This window comes from Chryseobacterium daecheongense (assembly GCF_003729955.1).
GTDB classification, from domain to species: domain Bacteria; phylum Bacteroidota; class Bacteroidia; order Flavobacteriales; family Weeksellaceae; genus Chryseobacterium; species Chryseobacterium daecheongense.
Window position 1 is genome coordinate 403,312 of sequence record NZ_RJTX01000002.1, and the last position, 17,169, is coordinate 420,480.

Genomic DNA, 17,169 nt, shown 5'->3' on the forward strand with positions numbered 1-17,169 from the left:
AGCATATGAAAGTTGCATTGGTTGGATATGGTAAAATGGGTAAGATCATCGATGAAATTGCCACCAAAAGGGGGCATGAAGTAGTTGCCCGCCTGAAAGAAACTCCAACTGCTGAAAATCTTAATAATCCGGATGTCGTTATCGAATTTTCTTTGCCCGAAGTGGCATTTGATAATATAAAAGCGTGTCTGGAAAACAAAATTCCGGTTATCTGTGGAACTACGGGCTGGCTGGAAAAGAAACAGGAAGTTGAAAAAATTGCTGTTGAAAATAATACAGCATTCTTATATGGGTCCAATTTTAGTTTAGGCGTAAATTTATTCTTCGCTTTGAACGAAAAATTAGCCGATTTAATGAAGAACGTAGATGAATACTCCTGTCAATTGGAAGAAATTCACCACATCCACAAGCTAGATGCTCCAAGTGGAACGGCTATTTCCTTAGCGGAAGGAATTTTCAAACATAACCCTAAATTTGAAGCCTGGAAATTAGACGATACACAAGGAAATCAATTAGGTATTTTTGCCATCCGCGAAGATGAGGTTCCGGGAACCCACAGTGTATTCTATAGAAGTGAAGTAGATGAGATTGAGATCAAGCATACCGCTTTCAACAGAAACGGATTTGCATTAGGTGCGGTAGTGGCTGCGGAATGGATTAAAGACAAAAAAGGAAACTTTACCATGAAAGACGTTTTGGGACTGTAAACTGTAACAAAACTTCATAATGATTAACTAATAATAAGTTGCTAAACACGAATTAACAGAATAGGCACGAAAATTTATGAATTACTTTTTAACTTATACAGTATATGTTCTCATCCTATCCATATTGATGGGGATCTCAACATGGAAGCTGTTCAAGAAAATGGGCTACAGTCCGTTATTCGCATTTATACCTTTCTATAATTATTTCATTATCCTAAAAGAAACAAAGCATCCGAAATGGTGGGCTATTTTATCCTACTTGCCGATTGTAGGGCCAATCATGATGTCTGTTTTTCATATTTACCTAATGAAGAAATTTGGAAAAAACCTTTTCCAGCATCAGCTTCTTACAGTGATTTTGCCGTTTATTTACATGGCAACGGTAAACTATTCCAAAGATGTAGAATTGGAAGATGAAAGTGCCAACGAATTATTTTTGACGGATGAAGAGAAAAATGTTAAAAAGAAAGATACTTTCATAGGTTCTATTACGTTTGCTGTGGTTTTTGCAACCATTATCCACGTTTTTGTAACCCAGCCTTTCGGAATTCCTACAGGATCTATGGAAAGAACATTGCTGGTTGGAGATTTCTTATTTGTGAACAAATGGAGCTATGGGTATAGATTACCGATGAGACCTGTAGCAATCCCTTTCTTACAGGGAACTATTTTTGATTCCGGAGAAAAAGGAAATCCTAAAGACGATCCTAAATCTTATGTTGAAGGCGTAAAACTACCATACACAAGAATATTTCAGTTCAATAAACCACAAAAGAATGATGTGGTAGTGTTCAACTATCCTCAGGATTCAGTGCATACGGCAATCGATAGAAAAGATCCTTATGTCAAAAGATGCGTGGCTACAGCCGGAGATACATTTGAAATGAGAGGTGGAAGACTTTTCGTGAATGGAAAACCGGAAACAGTTCTTGGAGACCAGGAAGTTCAGCATGCATACACGGTGAATACAGGAACACAATTGGATATTCCGGGAATGTACAACACCTACGGATTCTTGCCGGTAAGAGAAATGCAGACTGATAAAGGTTTTGTATATATGTTCCAAGGATTAACGGATAAAACGGCAACAGAAATTAAAGCTCTGCCGAATGTTATTTCAATGGAAGAAAACATTTATCCGAAAGACTCTGCAACCATTTCATATAAATTAAATGCTGATAAAACAGCCTATACAAAAAGCATTGATACTACTCAATCTATTTTTCCTATCAACAAACCTTGGAACCAGGATTGGTATGGTCCTGTAAGAATTCCTAAAAAAGGAGATGTAGTAGCCATCAATAAAGAAACACTTCCCATGTATCAGTGGATTATTTCCGAATATGAACACAATAGCCTGGAAAATAAAAACGGTAAAATTTTCATCAACGGAAAAGAAGCTAATCAGTACACAATCCAGCAGGATTATTATATGATGGTAGGAGACAACAGAGATGCTTCATTGGATGCAAGATTCTTTGGTTTCGTTCCGGAAGAAAATATCGTAGGAAAACCAATCTTTACATGGTTGAGTATACAAGGGGCATTTTCAGATGCTAGCTCTTCTTACCAGGCACCGCGCAAAATCCGTTGGGAAAGAATGTTCAAGGCAACCAATACTGGGGAAGCTAACAAAACCTCTTACTGGTGGATTGCTGCCATGATCCTTATCTTATTCTTTGGATGGGAATATTTTGTGAAGCTGTTCAGAAAGAAAAAAACAGAAGAAGATTTATAATTAAATAAAACTAGAAATAGAATGAAGTATTTGAGAAAATACTTCATTTTTGTATGATGAATATGAAGAATGTACTATTACCGGTATTTTATTTACCACCTATTTCATGGTTTTCAGTTTTCCTGAATCCTGAAAATAATATTGTATTGGAACAGTTTGAAAGCTTTCCTAAACAAACATATAGAAACAGAGCCAATATTTTTGGAGCGAACGGAAAACTTTCATTGATCATCCCGATTAGTCATAACGGAAAAAGAGAATTAAAGGATATTGAAATCTCCGAATCCGAAGATTGGAGAAAGCTTCATTGGAAATCTATTCAAACTGCCTATCAGAGTTCTCCGTATTTCGAATATTATGAAGATAAAATCAGAAAGATATTTGATATTGAGGAAAGGAATCTGATAAATTTTAATTTGAAAGGATTGGAAATCATCCAGCAGATTTTAAAAACAGAAAAGGCACACTCTTTGAATGTAGAATATATCAAAAATCCGGAAGAGATCAATTTCAGAGAACGTTTTTCAGCTAAGATTCCATCGGAATTTGAAATGGAAGAATACTATCAAACATTCTCGGATAAATTGGGATTTTTAAAAGATTTGTCAATTTTGGACTTAATTTGTAACAAAGGACCGGAATCTTTGACTTATATTAAAAATATTAAACAATCATACTAACATGAAAAAGGTATTATTAGCTGCTGTTTTTTTAGCGGGATTTAGCTTTACATATGCCCAGGAAGCACAGGTGAAAACCGTGGATCCTAAAGAGGATAAAGATTTAATGACGTGGTATCATAAAGATTACGCTACGGCAAAAGTATACGGAGTGAATACGGAAAATGCCTATAAATTTTTAGAATCTAAGGGTTTGAAGCCAACAACGGTAGTTGTAGGGGTTTTAGACAGCGGGGTTCAGGTAGATCATCCAGGATTGGTTAAAAATATATGGACAAATCCGAATGAAGTTCCGAACAATGGAAAAGATGATGACGGAAATGGATACATCGATGATATTCACGGATGGAACTTTATAGGAGGTAAAAACGGCGACATCGATGTGGATAATATGGAAGTAACCAGAGTGGTTGCCAAATATAAGCCCGTATTTGAAGGAGAAGACTCTGCGAAAAATAAAGCGAATCAGGCTAAAATGCCGGAAGAATTTGCGATGTATATGAAATCCAAGGAGCTTTTCAGCAAGAAAAGTATGGAAGCAAAGCAAAGTATGCAGACGTATACTATGATCAATGATTTGATTCCTAATATGGTTAAATTATTGAATGGTAAATCTGTAACGGCTGAAAATATTGCTGCTATAAAACCTTCAACGGATCAAAAAGATGCTATAGCCCTTCAGATTTTAAACCAGGTGGCTCAAAGCCCTGAATTCAAAGGAAAATCTGCTGCTGATTTTGAAAAAGAAATGAAGTCTCAAATGAAAGAGGCAATAGACCATTTCGGACCTCAGTCTAAGCAGTACGACCTAAGCTATGATCCAAGAAAAGAAATCGTAGGAGATAACTATGATGACTATTCTGAAAAAAATTATGGAAACAATCATTATGAAGGACCGGATGCAGAACACGGAACTCACGTTGCGGGTATTATTGCGGGACTTCCTCAGGGAAAAGAAGTTCAGCACGGAGTGGCTTCAAAAGTAGCGAAGATCATGTCTGTAAGAACCGTTCCAAATGGTGATGAAAGAGATAAAGACGTTGCTAATGCGATCAGATATGCAGTAGACAATGGAGCTAAAATTTTGAATATGAGCTTTGGTAAACCGGTTTCTCCTGGTAAAAACGTAGTTTGGGATGCATTCAAATATGCTCAGGATAAAGGCGTTCTTTTGGTAAAAGCGGCTGGAAATGAAAATGAAGATGTAGCTGAGCACCTTGCTTATCCTACTAACTTTAAGAATGTAACAGATGAAAAGCCGTTTGTAAACAACGTTATTGTTGTAGGAGCAAGTACCAACAGAAATAACGAGCTTAGAGCTGATTTCTCTAACTTTAATAAAAAGATGGTGAATGTATTCGCTCCGGGTGAAGAAATTTATTCTACCGTTCCTCATAATGAGTATAGATATCTTCAGGGAACTTCAATGGCTTCTCCTGTTGTAGCAGGTGCAGCAGCGGTTCTGTTATCTTATATGCCAAATCTTAAGCCTGATCAGATCATTGAATCTTTAGTAAAATCAAGCAATCCGAGTACAGAAAACCAGTTCGGAGATTTCTCTCAGGCAGGTGGAGTGATCGATTTGAAAAAAGCGGCTGAATATGCATACGCTAATTTCTATAACGGTAAATCATCTTCCGGTGCCAAAAAAGCTGTAAAGCCGGCTAAAAAAGTGAATAAGCCTGCTGGAAAAGCAATTAAGCTATAAAACAGTATACTTACATAAAGTTAACAATAGAAAAAGTTCCAATCTCTGGGACTTTTTCTGTTTTTTTATAATTTTGGCACGGTTTTTTGTAACTTTATTGTATCTAAAATAATAAACAGATATGAAAAAGTTACTACTTGCAGGAATGTTGGGAACATCACTTTTTGCAGTGTCTTGTTCCTCAGTTAACAATGCAAAAACATCACAAAACCAGAGAGCGGAATTCCTTAAATTAAAGGGAGATTGGCAAATCGTAAGTATTGATTACGATAAACAGTATAAAATCAAACCTTTTGATGAAGGAGCGGATGCTCAATGTTTTGTAGGAAGCCACTGGAGATTAATTCCTAACAACTATTCCGGGGCTTATACATTAAATGGGGGAGGATCTTGTCCTGCCGTTACTCAACCGATCAAAATTGATGCGACAGGAGGAAACACTTTCTCTTTCAAGAAAATTGCTGCCGGTACAAAAGCAAAGCAAAATACCGCAGGATATACTTTAAATCTGATCAACCAAAGTACAGACCAGTTTTCGCTTGAACAAAATGTTCCATTCGATGGCAGCACAGTTAGAGTTGTGTACAACTTCCAGAGAACAGGAATGAAATAATAACTAATAATAAATATTAAATAAGATGAAATTTAACAAAACATATATCGGAGCACTTTTTTTATCATCAGCATTGTTGTTAACAAGCTGTGAAGCTGTTCAGAACTCTAATCACCAACAGAGAGGTACGGCAGTGGGAGTGGCTTCAGGAGCAGTAATTGGAGGTATTTTAGGAAATAATGTAGGAAAAGGTAAAAATGCTGCTTTAGGTGCTGTATTAGGAGGTATTATCGGTGGTGTAGCAGGTAATGTTATCGGTTCTAAAATGGATAAGCAGGCTAAAGAGATTAAAGAAACTTTACCGGGAGCTGAAGTAGAAAGAGTAGGAGACGGTATTAAAATCACCATGAGCGAAAGTATCGTAAACTTTGCTTTTGACTCCTCAGATCTTACAGCTACAGCTAAAACCAATCTGGATAAACTGGCTCAGGTGCTTATCAACAACCCGGATACTAACATCAATATCTACGGACATACAGATAGCAAAGGTTCAGACGACTATAACATGAAACTTTCTGAAAGAAGAGCAAATTCTGTAAAAGCATATCTGTCAGCTAAAGGAATTGCTTCAAGCAGATTGTTCGCTATGGGAGAAGGAGAAAGCATGCCAGTGGCAACTAATGATACAGAAGAAGGAAGAGCAAAAAACAGAAGAGTTGAGTTTGCTATCACTGCTAATGAAAAAATGATTAATGATGCCCAACAGGGACAATAGTTAATTAACTATATAAATATTTTCTTAAAAGACCGCTTCGGCGGTTTTTTTTGTATTTTTATGCTATAAATTTTGAAATTACTATTTTTGCAATTGAAATAACATAAATGAAGAAATATCTGAAATTGCTGCGGGTAGAGCAATGGGTAAAGAATCTTTTCGTCTTTGTCCCACTGTTTTTTTCTGGCAATATTACCAATCTGGACTTGCTTATCAAAAGCATATTTGCTTTTATCATTTTTTCCCTCGCCGCAAGTGTAGTGTATATCCTGAATGATTATAATGATATTGAAGCGGATAAAAAGCATCCTGAAAAAAGGCGAAGACCTCTCGCAAGCGGAGCTATTTCAAAATCCAATGCCATAGGAATTCTTGTAAGCTTAATTGTTATAGACATAGCTCTTGTATTTTTTGCTCAAGCCTATTTCCATAAGGATTTATGGAAATTTGCCACCATTATCCTGTTTTATTTCATGATGAACCTGGCCTATACATTTAAGTTAAAACATGTTCCGATCATTGATATTTTCATTATTGCTATTGGATTTGTGTTACGGGTGCTGGCAGGAGGTTATATTACAGGAATCAGTATTTCTCAATGGGCTATTTTATTGACCTTTGTTCTGGCTTTGGTTTTAGCCATCGGAAAAAGAAGAGGAGAGCTTATTAATGCTCAGGTTTCAGGAAAAACAAGAAGAGCATTGGATGGTTATAATGTACAGTTTGCTGATATTGCACTTTCAATCTCTGTAACATTAGCTATTGTTTGTTATCTGATGTTTACCTTATCACCGGAAGTGCAGGACAGGTTTCATGAAAGGGTTTTCTATACTGTTATTTTTGTTGTATTTGCATTCTTAAGATACCTGCAGCAGACCTTGGTATATAACAGAACAGAATCACCGACAAAAATTGTGTACAGAGACAGATATATTCAAGTTACCTTATTATTATGGGTGGCTGCATTTTTAATTCAAATTTATTTTAAAAAATGAAGCCGAATTTTATACAAAAGGTTACCAACTGGGGCAATTATCCTATAGTGGAAAAAGAAATGAGGTCTGATGACAGCTTCAGTAAAATAAAAGAATTTGTACTCAGTCATAATGAAGTCATTGCAAGAGGAAACGGAAGATGTTACGGTGATGCTTCATTGGGAGAATATATATTTTCCACCAAAAAACTCAATAAATTTATCAGTTTCGACCGTTTAAACGGAATTATTGAATGTGAATCCGGAGTTCTGCTTTCAGAAGTATTGGAGGTAGTGGTTCCGCAGGGATATTTTCTATATGTAACTCCCGGAACCAAATTTGTTTCCGTAGGTGGTGCCATTGCATCGGATGTTCACGGAAAAAACCACCATGCAGAAGGCTGTTTTTCAGAATATGTGATTGAATTCAAATTGATGAACGAAAACGGGCAGATCATTACCTGTTCCCGTGAAGAGAATTCAGATAAATTCTGGGCGACCATTGGCGGAATGGGACTTACAGGAATTATACTGACTGCTAAATTCAAGCTTAAAAATATAGAGACTGCTTATATTCGTCAGGAAAGCATCAAGGCGGAGAATCTTGATGAAATTTTCAGATTGTTTGAAGAAAGTGAAAGCTGGACCTATACGGTTGCATGGATTGACTGTCTTCAAAAAGGAAAGAATATAGGAAGAAGTATTTTAATGAGAGGAGAACACGCTTTTCAGCATGAGTTACCTCAGAATTTAAAGAATAACCCATTAAGACTGAAAAAGAAGTTTCAGCCTACGGTACCTTTCTATTTTCCCAATTTCGTCCTGAATGCACTTACTGTAAAGATTTTTAACCTGCTATATTATAAGAAACAAGCTAAAAAAGAAGTTAAAAACTTTATTGATTACGAAACATTCTTCTATCCTTTGGATGCCATTAATGAATGGAATAAGATTTATGGAAAGTCCGGATTTATTCAATATCAGATGGTGATTCCGAAAGAAACCGGAAAAGAGGGGATGAAAAGAATTCTTGAAACTATTGCCAATAGTGGAAACGGTTCCTTTTTGGCTGTATTAAAGTTGTTTGGGAAAAATAATCCGGAGGCTTACAACTCGTTTCCTTTTGAAGGATATACATTAGCATTGGATTTTAAAGTTAATTCAAAGCTTAAAAAATTGGTGGATCAGCTGGATCAGATTGTTCAGGAATTCGGAGGGAGGATCTATCTCACGAAAGACAGCATGAGCCGATCTTCATTGACCAATTATCTTAAAAATATTCAAAATCCTAAATTTGTGTCTTTGCAGCACAAAAGAATCATAAATAATAACTAGCAAATGATAGTTCTGGGAAGCACGTCTGAAGTAGCACAGGCTTTTGTGGAAAAAGCACTTCAGGAAGGGGAAAAATTTGAAAAAATATATCTTTTTACCTCAAATAAAGAAACTACGGAAAGATTTGCAAGACATATTGATGTGAAATTTCTTCAGCAATCTGAAGTCATTGAGCTGGATTTGTTGAAAGAGATTGATTACAATACTTTTGATACCATTCAATCCAACCTTTTATTTTGTGCGACGGGATATTTGGGGGAAGGAACAGAAGAAGGTCTTTATGACAATAAGAATACGGAAAGAATTATTGATATCAATTATTCCAAATTGGTCCCTGTGATCAATTATTTTGCCCAGAAATTTGAAAGCAGAAGATTCGGAACTATTATTGGTCTCTCTTCCGTAGCAGGAGACAGGGGAAGACAGAGTAATTTTATTTATGGGAGCGCAAAAGCAGCTTTTACAGCCTATTTAAGTGGTTTAAGAAATTACCTATTTGATAAAAAAGTACATGTACTGACAGTAAAGCCTGGTTTTATGGCTACGAAAATGACGGAAGGACTGCCATTGAACCCGAAATTAACAGCTACTCCAAAACAGGCAGCTGATTGCATTTATAAAGCTTATAAAAAACAAAAGAATGTTGCATACGTTTTACCGGTTTGGGGCGTTATTATGATGGTCATCAGGAATATCCCTGAATTTATTTTCAAAAAATTAAAGCTTTAAGGTCCTATGAAGAAATTGTATTGTTTTGATTTTGACGGCACTATTACATATAAAGATACGATGTTTATGTATCTTAGATTCTATGATTCCACCAAATTCCGGATACAATTTATTAAGCATGTTCCGCTTTTCATTTTATTAAAATTAAAGCTCGCTGAAACTGAAAAAGTAAAAAAGAGTTTCATAGGTTCTATTCTTAAAGGACAGACCCAGGAAAAGATAGAAAAGAAATCAAAAGAGTTTTTCGAAAAGAATTATCCGGGTATTATTAGGGAAAATGCCCTCGATTTCATTAATAATATGGATCGCAGTAATATACAAAGCCTATTGGTTACTGCCTCATTGGATATTTGGGCAAAACCATTCGCAGATGCCCTACAAATGCGTTTGGTTTCTACAAAAGCTGAGTTTGAAAATGGCATTTTTACAGGAAATTTCATCGGGAAAAACTGTAATGGAAAAGAAAAACTGGTAAGGATAAAAGAAGAAATCAGCAATACAAAATTCGATAAAATCATAGCTTTTGGAGATACTTCAGGAGACAAGTATATGCTTAAATGGGCAAATGAAGGACATTATCAATTTTTTCACTAATTTTGGGTGGTAAAAATGTAATAATGAACAAACTGCTTGTCTGGTGTTTTGCGGTCTTTATGAGTTGCGCTAACACACCTTCCAAAACCCAAAAATCTCAGGATATGCAGGCTAATGCGGAAATTCTTATATCGGAATCGCAAGGTGGGGCAAGCCGTCCCGGATTTGTTATTTTGAAGAATGAACAGGAATTTCAAAAAGCGATAAAAGGCGGAAGCTTTACAATTGTAGAAGCTGGCAAAGAGCCCACAGTTAATTATCCGGATTTTCCTAAAAATAAAAAAGTTATTTTATACAATCTGGGAGAGTTCAGATCAGGAGATCATAAAATCACTGAGATAAAAAGTGTTTCAGTGAAGGATAATATCTTGTATATTGAAGTTCCACAATATATTTCTGGAGGAATGGAAATACAGGTGATTTCAAACCCTTGGATGATTTTTGCTGTTCCTTCCAGTTATCATTTCAATTCAGTAGAATTAAAATATTCAAAGTAAAAAGTAAAAGTAAAAATGAATAAAGTCTATTTAGATAACGCTGCAACCACACCTATTTCAGAAGAAGTTATTGATGCAATGATAAGCATTATGAAGACGAATTTTGGAAATCCTTCTTCTACACATAGTTTCGGTCAGGAAGCTAAAATCCTGATTGAAAATGTAAGAAGGCAGATTGCAGATTATTTACACGTTACTCCCGCTGAAATTATCTTTACCTCATGTGGAACAGAATCTAATAATATGATCATTAAATCTTCTGTAGAACATCTTGGAGTGGAGAGAATCATCAGTTCCCCTTTAGAACACAAATGTGTTTCTGAAAGTATCCTGGATATGAAAAGCAGAAAAGGGGTAGAAGTAGCTTATATCCGGCCTAATGAAAAAGGAGATATTGATCTTACTAAATTAGAAGAATTGCTAAAATCTTCCGATAAAAAAACTTTGGTAAGCTTGATGCATGCTAATAATGAGATCGGAAATATTGCAGATATTAAAAAAATTGCTGAATTGTGTAAAGCGTATAACGCTCTTTTCCATTCAGATACGGTACAAACTATGGCACATATGAACCTCGATTTTTCTGAAATCCCGGTTGATTTTGCCTCATGCAGTGCCCATAAATTCCACGGACCGAAAGGAGTGGGGTTTGCCTTTATCAGAAAAGCGACAGGTTTGAAAGGAATCATTACCGGAGGACCTCAGGAAAGAAGCTTAAGAGCTGGAACTGAAAATGTGAGCGGAATTGTGGGATTAGGAAAAGCTTTAGAATTATCCCTTGAACATATGGAGGAATATACGAATCATATGCAGGGAATTAAAGACTATACTATAGAAAGATTATCCGCTGAAATTCCGGGGATTAAATTCAATGGGAGAAGTGCAGAAAAAGAAAACAGCCTTTATACGGTTTTAAGTGCATTATTGCCTTATAAAAACCCTTTAATTGGCCTTCAGCTGGATATGAAAGGAGTAGCAATTTCTCAGGGAAGTGCTTGTTCTTCTGGGGCTTCAAAACCTTCTATGGTAATGATGATGGTTTTGTCTGAAGATGAAATGGACCAATGTACACCACTTCGTATTTCGTTTAGCCATTTAACGACCAAAGAAGATATTGACACTTTAGTAACGGCTTTGAAAGAAATTTCTAATGACTTCGTTATAGAAAAAACAAATGCTGAACATAGATAAGCTTATTGCTTAAAAGTGTTAATTTTGAACTGTAAATAATTGAGAAATATAATATTAATTTAAATAGAAAAATAAAATGGCTTTAGAAATTACAGATAGCTCATTCCAGGAAACGGTTTTAAAATCAGATAAACCTGTATTAGTAGACTTTTGGGCAGTATGGTGCGGACCTTGCAGAACGTTAGGACCAATCATTGAAGAGGTAGCAGCTGACTTTGAAGGAAAAGCAGTAGTAGGAAAAGTAGATGTAGATAACAACCAGGAAATTTCCATGCAGTATGGCATCAGAAATATTCCTACAGTTCTTATCTTTAAGAATGGAGAAGTAGTAGACAAGTTAGTAGGAGTAGCTCCAAAAGACGTTATTGCTGAAAAGCTAAGCGCACACTTGTAAAAAAATAACTTTGATAATGAACGCCTTCCAGCTATGGGAGGCATTTTTTTTGAAAATAATTTGCAGGTAACTAAAAAAGGTGTATTTTTGCAATCACAAAAAGAAACAAGCTCTTTTAAATTTAATGATCCGGTAGTTCAGCTGGTTAGAATGCCGCCCTGTCACGGCGGAGGTCGCGGGTTCGAGTCCCGTCCGGATCGCATAAGTTTTATCAATTTACTTCAAAAAAATTGATCCGGTAGTTCAGCTGGTTAGAATGCCGCCCTGTCACGGCGGAGGTCGCGGGTTCGAGTCCCGTCCGGATCGCATAAGTTTATCAATTTACTTTAAAAAAATTGATCCGGTAGTTCAGCTGGTTAGAATGCCGCCCTGTCACGGCGGAGGTCGCGGGTTCGAGTCCCGTCCGGATCGCAACTATTGAATCAAATAGTGCAAAACGCTTTAAAACATTTGTTTTAAAGCGTTTTTTTATTTTATATCGGTTTCAAGCGTTAAAAATTAATAATCTGAAAGTGACCTATTCGGTGACTTGTCAAAGCAGGTTCAAAGCAGGTCGCCGAAAATTTAAGAAAACCTTTTTGAATAGACCATTCATAAACTGAACAGTTTGTAAATAAATTCTTCAGGAGAATCTCCAATTATTTAGGATTACCATTGATGGTAAAATATCAGAAATTAGTACAAAACGAACAATTATACCATCAAAATGGAATTCTAAAGCACAAAAGATCAGTAGGCTCCTCGAAGAAAGCCGATCGTTTATGGTATGGATGACCTCTTAATTATTTCTGCTTACTAGCCGGCAGGTTCAATAAAAGCATATAGATGTTTTACTTTATCGTTCTCGGTCAGGAAAAAGTCCATGCTGTTAAGTGTCCCCTTTCCGGTCTGGATACGCCCAAAAAGTCTTGCACTGTTCTGAAGTGGCTCTATATGTTTTACTGCGGAAAACGTATAAGCAGGATCTTCTGCAATAAGCTTTCCTATAAAATCTGAAACAGCTTTCAAACCCTCAAGGATAAACTCATTATCATACATCTTGACATCATCCGCGTAAATCTTTTTAAGAAACTCTTCACGTTTTTTTATATCTTTTTCATTCCAGGCGGCAATGTGTAATTCTTGTAGTTGGTCAAATAAATTTTCCATTATATTTTTTATTTTTTGTTTAAAATGTTTTATTAAAGATAATAACGTTAGTCGGATTGACATTACAACAACTTCAACTTACTGAAGCGTATCCTTCAGAAATGCCCCGGCCTGTAATAAAGCTGTTTGCACTACGGGAACATTTGCGATGGGGTTAAGCAAACCATAATCGTGTATAGTACCTGCATATCTAGTCAGTGTTACAGCCACGCCTGCCTCATCTAATTTTCTCGCATAAGCCTCACCTTCATCACGTAAGACATCATTGTCCGCTGTTTGAACCAACGCTGGGGGAAGCCCTTTTAATTCTTCGAGAGTTGCCTGCAGCGGAGAGGCATAAATATCATTGCGCTTCGTGGGGTCAGGAAGATAATTATCCCAGAACCATTTCATCATTCCTTTTGTCAGAAACCTTTCATTGGCAAAAAGATTGTACGACTCTGTTTCAAAATCAGCATTCGTCACTGGCCAGAGTAATACCTGCGACTTGATCTTAGGTCCTTTTTTATCCTTGGCCATCAATGTGATTACAGCACTCATATTTCCACCGACACTATTTCCGACAACAGCAAGGTTGGTGGCGTTTACACCGATCTCGCCACCATTTTCCGCTACCCATTCCAACGTAGCATAAATCTCGTTGATAGCAGTTGGAAATTGTTTTTCAGGGGATGGGCTATAATCCGGGAAAATAGCGACAGCACCGCTGCTCACCACAAGGTCTCTTACCAGTCTCCTGTGGGTCGGGTAATCGCCCAGAACCCAACCGCCACCATGGATGAATATAAAGACCGGTGCTCCCTCCTTTACACCTTCCGGCTTGGTGATATGGATATTGACCTCGTATCCATTTTGTGAGATCTTTTTTTCCGATTCTGTTATACCTGCATAACTAACCTCCACCGAATTTTGGGCGTCAATCAATACCTGGCGAGCATCGGCAGGGCTTAAAGTTTCCAATGGCGCACCTCCACCACTGTTAAGTGCTTTTAGAAAAGCCTTGATCTCTGAAAATATCAACGGGTCATTTTCTCCTTTAAAAGGACGTTCCTGATGTGTGTTGTTCATAAAAATAGTTTTTATTATGTTTTAAAAATCGTTTCTTGCAATTTTATCAAAGAGGGTTTCCGTATCTTCATCGAAGTATAGCACCTCCGTATAGTAGCCTAGAAAAGGCCTTGTATCAAAATAGTGGAAAGTACTATGATCCCCAAACCTTCCGGATTGGATTAACGGTATATTTTTTTCCGCCATGTCCGCAGATGCTTCATCAACGTTATGTACCTTAACACAGATGTGATGGATGCCAATCCAGTCAAAAGTTTGAAGTGTTTCATTATAAGAGCTTTCACCCTCGATAGGCTGTATAAGCTCAATATTCAAATTTCCCCACTGTCCAAACGCAAGATCAACCACTATATCGATCGGTTCCTCGTTCCATGTCTGATCACTGATCTCTGGTTTTGAAAGTTTCATGAATTTGCCGGTACCCATTGTACCAGTCAGAAAATCGGCGGCTTTATCGATATCCCTGGTTACAAAGCCAATTTGGAATAGTCCTGCAAAAAAAGGATTGATATTGATGTTTTTAAGCATAAAATGTGAGTTTTTATTTAAATAGATCTAATCCTGAAATGTTTAAATAAGCCTTTGCCCTCCATCCACATGCATCGTTTCTCCAGTCATTATTTCATTGGCCATAAGAAATAAAATAGCTGATGCCACATGGTCCGTCGTCGCAACACGTTTCAATGGAAGCTTTTCTCTGATCGAATTGACAAATGCCTCCTTGCCGGAACCTAGAGACTTGGACAAAAGAGGTGAGTCAGTAATTCCCGGTGAGACAGTGTTCACACGGCGTGGTGCAAGCTCAAGGGCAAGGCCTCTGGCCAAAGACTCCACCGCGGATGATGCAGCTGCTAATATCGCAGTTCCCGGCCCTGGACGGTCTGCCAAAACACCGGAGGTAAAAGTGATCGATGCCTCCGGTGATAGCTTTTCACCAAGCGAACGTATAATATGCAATGCTCCCCAAATACGTTCATCGAATGCTTTATGCAGATAATCTAAATCTGCCTCTAAAATTGTTCCGGCAACAAAAGTGCCTGCCAGTAGTACCAAATGGTCAACCTGCCTAACATCGGATAAGGCTGCCTTGACTGCTTCTTGTTTTGTAACGTCAGAAGCCTTCCATTCAAATCCATTTTCGTTGGCTATGCGCTCTGTCTGATCGGGATTAAAACCCACAATCGTAACTATTGCACCTTCTGCTTTTGCCTTCTTAGCCGTAGCAAGTCCGATACCCGAACTTCCCCCAACGATCATTACATGTTTACCTTTCAAAATTCCTTCTGTTCTGTTCATATTATTAGATTTAATATTTTAAAGTATGTATAAGCTTGTCCAGTTTTTTATTAAACAAAGGTATCTGGGATCAACTTTAGCCTACGATGAGATATGATAAAAAATTATGTTGATCTAAATCAACATTTTTCCATAGTGCTCTGCGAAGATTATTATATTCCTTTTATTTATCTTTACAATATGTTTACTGCGCTTTTAAATTACCTTGACCAACAAACTTCCGTTCCACTCTCAGAAGAGGATATCAAGTTGATACGTGAGGCATTTATTCCCAGAAAGTTCAGAAAAAGGCAGTTTCTATTACAGGAAGGAGATGTATGCAAGTATATTTCTTTTATTGTAAAGGGAGCTGTCCGCCAATATACAGTAGATGAGAAAGGGAATGAGCACGTACTGAACCTTGCGATAGAGAATTGGTGGACCTCGGACAGGGAAAGTTATCATAAATTAACGCCATCGATATATAATATCGATGCGTGGGAGGAAACCCAAGTCCTGATGCTTCCAAAAGCAGACGGATGGTATGATAAAGTCAATACTATTCCTGCATTTTGTCAATTGCGAATAAAATTTGACGACGCCCATCATATGGCTATGCAAAGTAGATTACACTCTTCCATCAATTATACTGCGGAATACCGATATGAGGAATTGCTGCGAAAATATCCCGATTTTCTGCAGCGGTTCCCACAGCACATCATCGCTTCCTACCTAGGAATTACCAAAGAAACGCTTAGCCGAATCCGCAATCAGTCTGTCAAAAGGTAAAATACGATCTCCTTAAAAAAAACTGTTGATGTAAATCAACGGTTTTTATTGCTGCATATCATCGATCCTTACCAGGAAATTATAGGAATTTTGCATGTAATAATTCAGCAGTAAAATATTTATGAAAAAAATCACACCCATTTCAAGAATATTGCAAGGCAAAAGGGCCGATATTGGAAATTATAAAATTGACAGAGTTCTTCCCAATCGTTTTATTGAGGCAGTGGGACCAGTTGTATTTCTTGATCACCTGTTGCCATTAATCGAGATAAATATAAAACAGGAATGGATGGGAGCCCATCCACACAGAGGTATAGCAACGCTTACCTATATACTGAATGGTGAAGCAGAACATTTGGACAGTAGAGGCCATCACGCCAAGGTACATTCCGGTGGCGTGCAATGGATGAAAGCAGGAAACGGCATCGTGCATGATGAAAGTATTCACGCCGATCCCACAACAGATACTGCATTAATACACAGTTTCCAGTTTTGGATTAATCTACCCGCAAAAAATAAAGCTGAAGATCCATTCTATTTGCCAGTGGAAAAAACAGATGTCCCATTGAAGGTATTCCCCAATAACAGTGGGTGGATAAAAGTTGTAGCTGGTGATTTTGAGGATATGAGATCAGAAATCCCGGCTTATTCAAAACAATTTATATATCATCTACACCTTGAAGGAAGACAGTTATTTTCCCTGCGAACGGAACCAACAATGGAATATGCCGCATACCTTCCTTTACAAAGTTTAGTAGTCAATGATAATGAATACTACATGGGTGACCTCCTCGTGTTTGAACAAAGGGAAGGGGAAATTGAAATAAAGAATATCGGTATCAATCCCGTGGATCTTATATTTTTTGGAGGTGAAAAATATATGGAGCCTGTTGTCGCAACGGGGCCTTTTGTGATGAATACGCACCATGAAATTTCGCTGGCTTACAACGATTATTATGAGGGCAAGTATGGCGTAATCAGATATGACAAATAATAACAGTCACTACATTATGT

At 37.2% G+C, this 17,169-nt stretch carries 20 protein-coding genes and 3 tRNA genes; 19 read left to right on the plus strand and 4 right to left on the minus strand.

The window, feature by feature from the left end:
• Positions 1 to 5: 5 nt before the first annotated feature.
• The 17 genes from dapB (at position 6) to EGI05_RS18210 (ending at position 12,656) form a co-directional block, all read left to right on the plus strand.
• Positions 6 to 707: a 4-hydroxy-tetrahydrodipicolinate reductase gene (gene dapB / locus EGI05_RS10310; protein WP_123262973.1), complete on the plus strand. Its 702-nt coding sequence runs from the start codon at positions 6 to 8 to the stop codon at positions 705 to 707.
• A gap of 76 nt (positions 708 to 783) precedes the next feature.
• Positions 784 to 2,445 carry a signal peptidase I gene (gene lepB / locus EGI05_RS10315; protein ID WP_123262974.1) on the plus strand — a complete coding sequence of 554 codons (1,662 nt, stop codon included), beginning with the start codon at positions 784 to 786 and terminating at the stop codon, positions 2,443 to 2,445.
• 56 nt (positions 2,446 to 2,501) lie between these two features.
• Entirely contained in the window at positions 2,502 to 3,125 is a 624-nt protein-coding gene (locus EGI05_RS10320) for a WbqC family protein (RefSeq protein WP_394337981.1), read from the plus strand.
• Position 3,126: 1 nt separating this feature from the next.
• Positions 3,127 to 4,833, plus strand: coding sequence for a S8 family serine peptidase (locus EGI05_RS10325; protein ID WP_123262975.1), 1,707 nt, complete (start codon positions 3,127 to 3,129; stop codon positions 4,831 to 4,833).
• 121 nt (positions 4,834 to 4,954) lie between these two features.
• On the plus strand, positions 4,955 to 5,446 hold the full coding sequence (locus tag EGI05_RS10330; RefSeq protein WP_123262976.1) for a lipocalin family protein: 492 nt from the start codon (positions 4,955 to 4,957) through the stop codon (positions 5,444 to 5,446).
• A gap of 25 nt (positions 5,447 to 5,471) precedes the next feature.
• Complete coding sequence (locus EGI05_RS10335) at positions 5,472 to 6,161, plus strand: OmpA family protein (RefSeq protein WP_123262977.1); 690 nt, start codon at positions 5,472 to 5,474, stop codon at positions 6,159 to 6,161.
• Between the two features lie 107 nt (positions 6,162 to 6,268).
• Positions 6,269 to 7,156 carry a decaprenyl-phosphate phosphoribosyltransferase gene (locus EGI05_RS10340; protein WP_123262978.1) on the plus strand — a complete coding sequence of 296 codons (888 nt, stop codon included), beginning with the start codon at positions 6,269 to 6,271 and terminating at the stop codon, positions 7,154 to 7,156.
• The gene (locus EGI05_RS10345; RefSeq protein ID WP_123262979.1) at positions 7,153 to 8,469 is read left to right on the plus strand and encodes an FAD-binding oxidoreductase; all 1,317 of its coding nucleotides are present in this window, start codon (positions 7,153 to 7,155) and stop codon (positions 8,467 to 8,469) included. The genes EGI05_RS10340 and EGI05_RS10345 overlap by 4 nt, the downstream gene beginning before the upstream one ends.
• 3 nt (positions 8,470 to 8,472) lie before the next feature.
• Positions 8,473 to 9,198 (plus strand): SDR family NAD(P)-dependent oxidoreductase, encoded by a 726-nt coding sequence (locus EGI05_RS10350; protein ID WP_123262980.1) that lies wholly within the window; start codon positions 8,473 to 8,475, stop codon positions 9,196 to 9,198.
• A 6-nt stretch (positions 9,199 to 9,204) separates the two neighbouring features.
• The gene (locus tag EGI05_RS10355) at positions 9,205 to 9,792 is read left to right on the plus strand and encodes an HAD family hydrolase (protein ID WP_123262981.1); all 588 of its coding nucleotides are present in this window, start codon (positions 9,205 to 9,207) and stop codon (positions 9,790 to 9,792) included.
• A 23-nt stretch (positions 9,793 to 9,815) separates the two neighbouring features.
• Positions 9,816 to 10,289, plus strand: coding sequence for a hypothetical protein (locus EGI05_RS10360; RefSeq protein ID WP_123262982.1), 474 nt, complete (start codon positions 9,816 to 9,818; stop codon positions 10,287 to 10,289).
• 15 nt (positions 10,290 to 10,304) lie between these two features.
• On the plus strand, positions 10,305 to 11,480 hold the full coding sequence (locus EGI05_RS10365; RefSeq protein WP_123262983.1) for a cysteine desulfurase family protein: 1,176 nt from the start codon (positions 10,305 to 10,307) through the stop codon (positions 11,478 to 11,480).
• A 76-nt stretch (positions 11,481 to 11,556) separates the two neighbouring features.
• Positions 11,557 to 11,874, plus strand: a complete 318-nt coding sequence (gene trxA / locus EGI05_RS10370) for a thioredoxin (protein WP_123262984.1) — start codon at positions 11,557 to 11,559, stop codon at positions 11,872 to 11,874.
• Positions 11,875 to 12,000: 126 nt separating this feature from the next.
• A tRNA-Asp gene (locus EGI05_RS10375) sits at positions 12,001 to 12,074 on the plus strand.
• 32 nt (positions 12,075 to 12,106) lie between these two features.
• Positions 12,107 to 12,180: transfer RNA gene (locus EGI05_RS10380), tRNA-Asp, on the plus strand.
• A 31-nt stretch (positions 12,181 to 12,211) separates the two neighbouring features.
• Positions 12,212 to 12,285, plus strand: a tRNA-Asp gene (locus tag EGI05_RS10385).
• 263 nt (positions 12,286 to 12,548) lie between these two features.
• Positions 12,549 to 12,656, plus strand: a complete 108-nt coding sequence (locus tag EGI05_RS18210) for a hypothetical protein (RefSeq protein ID WP_394337982.1) — start codon at positions 12,549 to 12,551, stop codon at positions 12,654 to 12,656.
• A gap of 13 nt (positions 12,657 to 12,669) precedes the next feature.
• Here EGI05_RS18210 and EGI05_RS10395 read toward each other — a convergent pair whose 3' ends face one another.
• The 4 genes from EGI05_RS10395 to EGI05_RS10410 form a co-directional block, all read right to left on the minus strand.
• The gene (locus EGI05_RS10395) at positions 12,670 to 13,023 is read right to left on the minus strand and encodes a nuclear transport factor 2 family protein (RefSeq protein WP_228428584.1); all 354 of its coding nucleotides are present in this window, start codon (positions 13,021 to 13,023) and stop codon (positions 12,670 to 12,672) included.
• 78 nt (positions 13,024 to 13,101) lie between these two features.
• Positions 13,102 to 14,091, minus strand: a complete 990-nt coding sequence (locus EGI05_RS10400) for an alpha/beta hydrolase (RefSeq protein ID WP_123262985.1) — start codon at positions 14,089 to 14,091, stop codon at positions 13,102 to 13,104.
• Positions 14,092 to 14,112: 21 nt separating this feature from the next.
• On the minus strand, positions 14,113 to 14,619 hold the full coding sequence (locus EGI05_RS10405; RefSeq protein WP_123262986.1) for a VOC family protein: 507 nt from the start codon (positions 14,617 to 14,619) through the stop codon (positions 14,113 to 14,115).
• Positions 14,620 to 14,661: 42 nt separating this feature from the next.
• Positions 14,662 to 15,387 carry an SDR family oxidoreductase gene (locus EGI05_RS10410; RefSeq protein WP_123262987.1) on the minus strand — a complete coding sequence of 242 codons (726 nt, stop codon included), beginning with the start codon at positions 15,385 to 15,387 and terminating at the stop codon, positions 14,662 to 14,664.
• 180 nt (positions 15,388 to 15,567) lie between these two features.
• Between EGI05_RS10410 and EGI05_RS10415 the strand changes: the two genes are divergently transcribed.
• Positions 15,568 to 16,155 (plus strand): Crp/Fnr family transcriptional regulator, encoded by a 588-nt coding sequence (locus EGI05_RS10415; protein WP_123262988.1) that lies wholly within the window; start codon positions 15,568 to 15,570, stop codon positions 16,153 to 16,155.
• A 151-nt stretch (positions 16,156 to 16,306) separates the two neighbouring features.
• Positions 16,307 to 17,149, plus strand: a complete 843-nt coding sequence (locus EGI05_RS10420) for a pirin family protein (RefSeq protein WP_228428585.1) — start codon at positions 16,307 to 16,309, stop codon at positions 17,147 to 17,149.
• Positions 17,150 to 17,169 lie beyond the last annotated feature (20 nt).